This is a genomic window from Pseudomonas sp. K5002, assembly GCF_013386655.1.
Lineage (GTDB): Bacteria > Pseudomonadota > Gammaproteobacteria > Pseudomonadales > Pseudomonadaceae > Aquipseudomonas.
This window is the reverse complement of the sequence record NZ_JACARK010000074.1, coordinates 31,632-40,054: the sequence shown is the minus strand read 5'-3', so window position 1 is coordinate 40,054 and position 8,423 is coordinate 31,632. Positions and strand designations below refer to the sequence as shown.

General features: G+C 60.4%; 8 protein-coding genes. 7 read left to right on the top strand and 1 reads right to left on the bottom strand.

What is annotated here, in order from left to right; translation table 11 throughout:
- Together proB and HX846_RS04610 are read left to right on the top strand one after the other, a co-directional pair.
- Positions 1 to 909 (top strand): glutamate 5-kinase (gene proB / locus HX846_RS04615; RefSeq protein WP_178965041.1); only part of this gene is annotated, 909 nt, incomplete at its 5' end.
- Positions 910 to 926: 17 nt separating this feature from the next.
- Positions 927 to 1,391 (top strand): CreA family protein, encoded by a 465-nt coding sequence (locus HX846_RS04610; RefSeq protein WP_008432835.1) that lies wholly within the window; start codon positions 927 to 929, stop codon positions 1,389 to 1,391.
- A 100-nt stretch (positions 1,392 to 1,491) separates the two neighbouring features.
- On the opposite strand, the gene rpsT is transcribed toward HX846_RS04610, so the two are convergent.
- A complete protein-coding gene (gene rpsT / locus HX846_RS04605; RefSeq protein WP_003215870.1) occupies positions 1,492 to 1,770 on the bottom strand; it encodes a 30S ribosomal protein S20 in 279 nt (92 codons plus the stop codon).
- Between the two features lie 254 nt (positions 1,771 to 2,024).
- On the opposite strand from rpsT, the gene murJ reads away from it, so the two are divergent.
- The 5 genes from murJ (at position 2,025) to fkpB (ending at position 8,412) form a co-directional block, all read left to right on the top strand.
- Positions 2,025 to 3,563: a murein biosynthesis integral membrane protein MurJ gene (gene murJ, locus HX846_RS04600; RefSeq protein ID WP_008432837.1), complete on the top strand. Its 1,539-nt coding sequence runs from the start codon at positions 2,025 to 2,027 to the stop codon at positions 3,561 to 3,563.
- Between the two features lie 118 nt (positions 3,564 to 3,681).
- On the top strand, positions 3,682 to 4,620 hold the full coding sequence (gene ribF, locus HX846_RS04595; protein WP_178965040.1) for a bifunctional riboflavin kinase/FAD synthetase: 939 nt from the start codon (positions 3,682 to 3,684) through the stop codon (positions 4,618 to 4,620).
- A gap of 13 nt (positions 4,621 to 4,633) precedes the next feature.
- Positions 4,634 to 7,465, top strand: a complete 2,832-nt coding sequence (gene ileS / locus HX846_RS04590; RefSeq protein ID WP_178965039.1) for an isoleucine--tRNA ligase — start codon at positions 4,634 to 4,636, stop codon at positions 7,463 to 7,465.
- Positions 7,458 to 7,967, top strand: coding sequence for a signal peptidase II (gene lspA / locus HX846_RS04585; protein WP_003215877.1), 510 nt, complete (start codon positions 7,458 to 7,460; stop codon positions 7,965 to 7,967). Before ileS ends, lspA begins: the two co-directional genes overlap by 8 nt.
- A 7-nt stretch (positions 7,968 to 7,974) precedes the next feature.
- On the top strand, positions 7,975 to 8,412 hold the full coding sequence (gene fkpB, locus HX846_RS04580) for an FKBP-type peptidyl-prolyl cis-trans isomerase (protein WP_003215879.1): 438 nt from the start codon (positions 7,975 to 7,977) through the stop codon (positions 8,410 to 8,412).
- The last annotated feature ends 11 nt before the right edge of the window (positions 8,413 to 8,423 follow it).

The following is an 8,423-nucleotide window of genomic DNA, read 5'->3' as shown; positions in this document are numbered from 1 at the left end:
AGCGCGATGCATGAGCTGCAGGCTGCCGCCGCGATTGGTCAGATGGGCCTGGTACAGGCCTGGGAATCCAGCTTTGCCGAGCACGGGCGCCACACGGCGCAGATTCTGCTGACCCATGACGACTTGTCCGACCGCAAGCGCTACCTGAACGCCCGCAGCACCCTGCGTGCCCTGGTTGAACTCAAGGTGATCCCGGTGATCAACGAGAATGACACCGTGGTGACCGACGAGATTCGCTTCGGTGACAACGACACCCTGGCAGCGCTGGTGGCCAACCTGGTTGAGGCTGATTTGCTGGTGATCCTCACGGATCGCGACGGCATGTTCGACGCTGACCCGCGCAATAACCCTGAGGCCCAGCTGATTTACGAAGCGCGTGCCGATGATCCGGCGCTGGATGCGGTGGCTGGCAGTGTCGGCGGTGCCCTGGGGCGTGGCGGCATGCAGACCAAGCTGCGTGCGGCACGGCTGGCGGCGCGTTCCGGCGCGCATACCATCATCGTTGGCGGTCGGATTGAGCGGGTGCTGGATCGTCTCAAGGCGGGCGAGCGCATCGGTACGCTGCTGTCGCCTGAGCGTGGCATGCTGGCGGCGCGCAAGCAGTGGCTGGCGGGGCATCTTCAGACGCGCGGTACCCTGGTGTTGGATGCAGGGGCTGTGTCGGCGTTGTCTCAGGGTAACAAAAGCTTGCTGCCGGTGGGTGTAAAACTGGTCCAGGGCAGCTTCCGCCGTGGCGAAATGGTGGTGTGTGTGGCGCCGGATGGTCGTGAGATTGCCCGTGGCCTTGCCAACTACAGCGCCCTTGAGGCGCAGAAAATCATCGGGCAGTCGTCTGAGGCGATTGTCGGTCTGTTGGGTTACATGGCTGAGCCGGAGCTGGTTCACCGGGATAACCTGATTCTGGTTTAAGTAAAAAGGAAGTCTCGATGCGCGTAATGAAGGGATTGCTCGGTTTGCTGCTGGCGATGCCGTTGCTGGCGTCGGCCGAAGAGATTGGCCAGGTGTCGACGGTGTTCAAGTTTGTCGGCCCCAATGACCGGATCGTGGTCGAGGCCTTTGATGACCCGAAGGTGGATGGCGTGACCTGCTACCTGTCTCGCGCCAAGACGGGCGGGGTAAAGGGTGGGTTGGGTCTGGCGGAGGATCGCGCCGAGGCGTCGATTGCCTGTCGCCAGGTAGGTGCGATTCGCTTCAAGGGCGAGCTGAAGGATGGGGATGAGGTGTTCAAGGAGCGCACGTCCCTGGTCTTCAAGACCATGCAGGTGGTGCGTTTCCTCGACAAGAAGCGCAATACCCTGGTGTATCTGGTCTACAGCGACCGCTTGATCGAAGGCAGCCCGCAGAATGCGGTGACGGCGATTCCGATCCTGCCGTGGCCCACAGCGCAATAAATCTGAAGCAGAGCCGGCATGCCGGCTCTTTTTTTGGCTTTCCCAAATCGCAGACAATAAAAAACCGACCCTGGGGTCGGTTTTTTAACAAGCTTATCGCTTAGGCTGCAGCAGCAAGGTTCAGAGCCTTGATGTGGCCATTCAGACGACCTTTATGGCGAGCAGCTTTGTTCTTGTGGATGATGCCTTTATCGGCCATACGGTCGATAACTGGCACAGCCAGAACGTAAGCAGCTTGAGCTTTTTCAGCGTCTTTTGCGTCAATGGCTTTAACTACATTCTTGATGTAGGTACGAACCATGGAACGCAGGCTGGCGTTGTGGCTGCGACGCTTCTCAGCCTGTTTTGCACGTTTTTTGGCGGAAGGTGTGTTGGCCACCGTCGAGCTCCTCGAAAGACTTTTTAGGAAATAGCAAACAAAATAGGCCGCGAATCATGCCGATGAGTTGAAGTCTTGTCAAGGGCGTGTGATGCGAACTGCTGAGTGGTCGATCTTAAGAGGCGGGTGATTTATTTCCGGCGCTTGACCTGTAAACTCGCGAGCTTTGGCTCTGTGCTTGTTGCAGGCGCGGAGTATCGCATATGTGGGCCGTTTGTTCGCCTGCTCTTTATCTATAGGCAAAAACTCTTTCAATGAATCTGCTCAAATCGTTGGCCGCTGTCAGCTCTATCACTATGATTTCCCGGGTTCTGGGGTTTGTGCGTGACACGCTGCTGGCACGTATTTTTGGCGCCAGCATGGCCACGGATGCCTTCTTTATTGCCTTTAAACTGCCCAACCTGCTGCGGCGGATCTTCGCCGAGGGAGCTTTTTCCCAGGCATTCGTGCCGATTCTGGCGGAGTACAAGGCCCAGCAAGGCGAGGAGGCGACCCGCACCTTCATTGCCTATGTTTCGGGTTTGCTGACGTTGGTGCTGACGCTGGTGACGATCGCCGGGATGCTCGCCGCGCCCTGGGTGATCTGGGCCACGGCCCCCGGTTTTGCCAATACACCGGAAAAATTCGCCCTGACCACTGATTTGTTGCGGGTGACCTTTCCTTATATATTGCTGATTTCCCTGTCGTCCCTGGCCGGGGCGATCCTCAATACCTGGAACCGTTTCTCGGTGCCGGCCTTCGTGCCGACCCTGCTTAACGTCAGCATGATTATTTTTGCGCTGTTCCTGACACCGTATTTCGATCCGCCTGTGATGGCCCTCGGCTGGGCGGTCCTGGCTGGTGGCCTGGCACAACTGCTGTACCAGCTGCCGCACCTGAAGAAAATCGGCATGCTCGTGCTGCCGCGTTTGAATCTCAAGGACACCGGCGTCTGGCGGGTGATGCGCAACATGCTGCCGGCAATCCTCGGGGTTTCCGTCAGCCAGATTTCCTTGATCATCAACACCGCCTTCGCCTCGCTGCTGGTCTCGGGTTCGGTGTCGTGGATGTACTACGCCGACCGTCTGATGGAATTGCCGTCCGGCGTGCTCGGCGTGGCACTCGGCACCATCCTGCTGCCAACGCTGTCGCGTACCTATGCCAGCAAAGACCGTCACGAATATTCGCGGATTCTCGACTGGGGCCTGCGCCTGTGCTTCGTGCTGGTGCTGCCGTGTGCCGTGGCCCTGGGGTTGCTCGCCGAGCCACTGACGGTCGCGCTGTTCCAGTACGGCCAGTTCACTGCGTTTGACGCCTCGATGACCCAGCGTGCGCTGATCGCCTATTCCGTCGGCCTGCTGGGCATTATCGTGATCAAGGTGCTGGCCCCCGGCTTTTATGCTCAACAAAACATCCGTACCCCGGTAAAGATCGCGATCTTCACCCTGGTGGTTACCCAACTGCTCAACCTGGCGTTCATCGGTCCGCTGAAGCATGCCGGGCTGGCGCTGGCGATCAGTGTGGGGGCCTGCATCAACGCCGGGCTGCTGTTTTATCAGCTGCGTAAACAGAAAATGTTCCAGCCTCAGGCGGGCTGGGGCTCGTTTGCGCTCAAGTTGGTGGTGGCGGTGGGGACGATGGCCGCGGTACTGCTGGGCCTGATGCACTTCATGCCGGCCTGGGAGCAGGGCCATATGCTCGAGCGCTTCATGCGCCTGGGAGCGTTGGTGGCGGCTGGTGTGCTGGTGTACTTCGGCATGTTGCTGCTGATGGGCTTCCGCTTGCGGGATTTCAATCGCAAGTCGCTGAGCTAGAGACTTTTCGTCGATAAGACGGTTGTTTTATCGATTCGCGCAAATGGCCTGCGCTGTTGCCTGTCGTCCGGGGCCGGGTGTGGTTATAATCGACCACTTTATGAGCAAGAAGCGCGTTATGCAGCTGGTTCGAGGTCTCCACAACCTGCGCCCCCAGCATCGGGGCTGCGTCGCCACTATTGGCAACTTTGACGGTGTTCACCGTGGCCACCAGGCTATCCTGGCCCGCCTGCGTGAGCGTGCGGTTGAGTTGGGCGTGCCCAGCTGCGTGGTGATTTTTGAACCACAGCCGCGAGAATTCTTTACCCCGCAGACGGCGCCGGCGCGTCTGGCCCGCCTGCGGGACAAGCTGCAACTGCTGGCTGAAGAAGGTGTGGACCGCGTCCTCTGCCTGGCTTTCAACCAGCGCTTGCGCAGCCTCAGCGCCGCCGAGTTCGTCGACCGTATCCTGGTGGACGGCCTCGGCGTGCAGCATCTGGAGGTCGGCGACGACTTCCGTTTCGGTTGCGACCGGGTAGGGGATTTCGATTTCCTGCAGCAGGCCGGCGTCACCCAGGGTTTTACCGTCGAAGCCGCGCAAACCGTCGAACTGGACGGCCTGCGCGTGAGCAGTACCCAGGTGCGTAACGCCCTGGCCGCTGCCGACTTCGCCTTGGCCGAGCGTTTGCTCGGTCGCCCGTTCCGGATTGCCGGGCGGGTGCTGCACGGCCAGAAGCTGGCGCGCCAACTGGGCACGCCAACCGCCAACGTGCAGCTCAAGCGCCGTCGTGTGCCACTGACCGGGGTTTACCTGGTGAGTGTCGACATCGATGGCCGATCGTGGCCCGGAGTCGCCAACATAGGCGTCAGGCCCACGGTTGCAGGTGATGGCAAAGCCCACCTGGAAGTTCACCTTTTGGATTTTGCCGGTGATTTGTATGACCGGCGTTTGACGGTGGCTTTCCACCAAAAGCTGCGTGAAGAGCAGCGTTTCGCCTCCCTGGAGGCGTTGAAAACGGCGATCAATGCGGATGTCGCCGCCGCCCGTGCACTAGCCGCACCTAGCGCCCATCGCTAATGAAGAGCCTTAAATGACCGACTATAAAGCCACGCTAAACCTTCCGGACACCGCCTTCCCAATGAAGGCCGGCCTGCCACAGCGCGAACCGCAGATCCTGCAGCGCTGGGACAGTATTGGCCTGTACGGAAAGTTGCGCGAGATTGGCAAGGATCGTCCGAAATTCGTCCTGCACGACGGCCCTCCTTATGCCAACGGCACGATTCACATCGGTCATGCGCTGAACAAGATTCTCAAGGACATGATCATCCGCTCGAAAACCCTTTCGGGTTTCGACGCGCCTTATGTCCCGGGCTGGGACTGCCACGGCCTGCCGATCGAACACAAGGTCGAAGTGACCTACGGCAAGAACCTGGGCGCGGATAAAACCCGCGAACTGTGCCGTGCCTACGCCACCGAGCAGATCGAAGGGCAGAAGTCCGAATTCATCCGCCTGGGGGTGTTGGGCGACTGGGCCAACCCGTACAAGACCATGAACTTCAAGAACGAGGCCGGTGAAATCCGCGCCTTGGCCGAAATCGTCAAGGGCGGTTTCGTGTTCAAGGGCCTCAAGCCCGTGAACTGGTGCTTCGATTGCGGCTCGGCCTTGGCTGAAGCCGAAGTCGAGTACGAAGACAAGAAGTCCTCGACCATCGACGTGGCCTTCCCGATCGCCGACGAAGCCAAACTGGCGCAAGCCTTCGGTCTGGCGAGCCTGGCCAAGCCAGCCTCTATTGTGATCTGGACCACCACCCCGTGGACCATCCCGGCCAACCAGGCGCTGAACGTGCACCCGGAATTCACCTACGCCCTGGTGGACGTCGGTGACAAACTGCTGGTGCTGGCTGAAGAGCTGGTGGAGGCGTGCCTGGCCCGCTACAACCTGCAAGGCTCGGTGATCGCGACCACTACCGGGTCCGCGCTGGAACTGATCAACTTCCGTCACCCGTTCTACGACCGCCTGTCGCCAATCTACCTGGCCGAGTACGTTGAGCTGGGCGCCGGCACCGGCGTGGTTCACTGCTCGCCTGCCTATGGCGTTGACGACTTCGTGATCTGCAAGCAATACGGCCTGGTCAACGACGACATCATCAATCCCGTGCAAAGCAACGGCGTGTACGTGCCGTCCCTGGAATTCTTCGGTGGCCAGTTCATCTTCAAGGCCAACCCGGCGATCGTCGACAAGCTGGCGGAAGTCGGTGCGCTGCTGCACACCGAAACCATCACCCACAGCTACATGCACTGCTGGCGTCACAAGACCCCGCTGATCTACCGCGCCACTGCGCAGTGGTTTATCGGCATGGACAAAGAGCCGACCCGCGGCGAAACCCTGCGCAAGCGTGCGATCAAGGCGATCGAAGACACCAAGTTCGTTCCGGCGTGGGGCCAGGCGCGCCTGCACTCGATGATCGCCAACCGTCCGGACTGGTGCATCTCCCGCCAGCGCAACTGGGGCGTGCCGATTCCGTTCTTCCTGAACAAGGAAAGCGGCGAGTTGCACCCACGTACCGTCGAGCTGATGGAAGAGGTTGCCCAGCGCGTTGAACAAGAGGGCATCGAAGCCTGGTTCAAGCTGGACGCCGCCGAGCTGCTGGGCGACGAAGCGCCGCTGTACGACAAGATCAGCGACACCCTCGACGTCTGGTTCGACTCGGGTACCACCCACTGGCACGTACTGCGCGGCTCGCACCCGATGGGCCACGAGACCGGCCCGCGTGCCGACCTGTACCTGGAAGGTTCGGACCAACACCGTGGCTGGTTCCACTCCTCGTTGCTGACCGGTTGCGCGATCGACGATCACGCCCCGTACCGCGAGCTGCTGACCCACGGTTTCACCGTCGACGAGAACGGTCGCAAGATGTCCAAGTCCCTGGGCAACGTGATCGCGCCGCAAAAGGTCAACGACACCCTGGGCGCCGACATCATGCGCCTGTGGGTTGCCTCTACCGATTATTCGGGCGAGATGGCCGTTTCCGAGCAGATCCTGCAGCGCAGCGCCGATGCCTACCGCCGGATCCGTAATACCGCACGCTTCATGCTGTCGAACCTGACCGGTTTCAACCCGGCCACCGACATCCTGCCGGCCGAGGAAATGCTCGCCCTGGACCGTTGGGCCGTGGACCGTACCCTGTTGCTGCAGCGCGAGCTGCAAGAGCACTACGGCGAATACCGCTTCTGGAACGTCTACTCGAAGATCCACAACTTCTGCGTGCAGGAGCTGGGTGGTTTCTACCTCGACATCATCAAGGACCGCCAGTACACCACCGGCGCCAACAGCAAGGCCCGCCGTTCGGCGCAGACCGCGCTGCACCACATCTCTGAAGCGCTGGTGCGCTGGATCGCCCCGATCCTGGCATTCACCGCCGACGAACTGTGGGAATACCTGCCGGGCGAGCGGAACGAGTCCGTGATGCTCAACACCTGGTACGAAGGCCTGACCGAATTGCCGGCCGACTTCGAGCTGGGCCGCGAGTACTGGGAAGGCGTAATGGCCGTCAAGGTTGCCGTGAACAAGGAGCTGGAAGTGCAGCGCGCGGCGAAGGCCGTTGGCGGCAACCTGCAGGCCGAAGTCACGCTGTTTGCCGAAGAAGGCCTGACTGCCGACCTGGCCAAGCTGAGCAACGAACTGCGCTTCGTCCTGATCACCTCGACCGCCAGCCTGGCGCCGTTTGCCCAGGCGCCTGCAGACGCAGTCGCGACCGAAGTCCCGGGTCTCAAGCTCAAGGTGGTCAAGTCGTCCTTCGCCAAGTGCGCCCGTTGCTGGCACTGCCGTGAAGATGTCGGCGTGAACCCCGAGCATCCGGAAATCTGCGGTCGCTGTGTCGACAACATCTCTGGCGCTGGCGAGGTTCGTCACTATGCCTGAAGCCAGTCGTTTTGGACGCCTGGGCTTGCTCGTGTTGAGCGTGCTGGTGCTGGTCATTGACCAGCTCAGCAAGGCTCACTTCGAAGGCGCCCTGGAGATGTACCAGCAGATCGTGGTGATTCCCGACTACTTCAGCTGGACCCTGGCCTACAACACCGGCGCTGCGTTCAGCTTCCTGGCCGACAGCTCCGGCTGGCAGCGCTGGCTGTTTGCCCTGATCGCCGTGGTGGTCAGTGCCGTGCTGGTAGTCTGGCTCAAGCGCCTGGGGCGTAACGACACCTGGCTGGCCGTTGCGTTGGCGCTGGTGCTGGGTGGCGCATTGGGCAACCTCTACGACCGCATTGCCCTGGGCCATGTGATCGACTTTATTCTGGTGCATTGGCAGAACCGCTGGTACTTCCCGGCGTTCAACTTTGCCGACAGCGCCATCACCGTCGGTGCAATCATGCTGGCGTTGGATATGTTCAAAAGCAAGAAAACCGGAGAGACCGTTCATGACTGAACAGGTATTGGCTGAGCAACGCATTGGCCAGAACACGGAAGTCACCTTGCATTTCGCATTGCGCCTGGAGAATGGCGACACGGTCGACAGCACGTTCGACAAGGCCCCGGCGACCTTCAAGGTCGGCGACGGCAACCTGCTGCCGGGTTTCGAAGCGGCACTGTTCGGTTTCAAGGCCGGCGACAAGCGCAACCTGCAGATCCTGCCGGAAAACGCCTTTGGCCAGCCCAACCCGCAAAACGTGCAGATCATCCCGCGTTCGCAGTTCCAGGACATGGAGCTGTCGGAAGGTTTGCTGGTGATCTTCAACGATGCGGCGAATACCGAGCTGCCGGGTGTGGTGAAAGCCTTTGATGACGCGCAAGTGACCATCGACTTCAACCACCCGTTGGCCGGGAAAACCTTGACCTTTGATGTTGAAATCATCGACGTTAAAGCGCTGTAACTAACGAAATC

Coding starts and splice junctions, on each gene's coding strand:
- ileS (WP_178965039.1), top strand. CDS start 4,634: ATGACCGACTATAAAGCCACGCTAAACCTTCCGGACACCGCCTTCCCA.
- murJ (WP_008432837.1), top strand. CDS start 2,025: ATGAATCTGCTCAAATCGTTGGCCGCTGTCAGCTCTATCACTATGATT.
- lspA (WP_003215877.1), top strand. CDS start 7,458: ATGCCTGAAGCCAGTCGTTTTGGACGCCTGGGCTTGCTCGTGTTGAGC.
- ribF (WP_178965040.1), top strand. CDS start 3,682: ATGCAGCTGGTTCGAGGTCTCCACAACCTGCGCCCCCAGCATCGGGGC.
- HX846_RS04610 (WP_008432835.1), top strand. CDS start 927: ATGCGCGTAATGAAGGGATTGCTCGGTTTGCTGCTGGCGATGCCGTTG.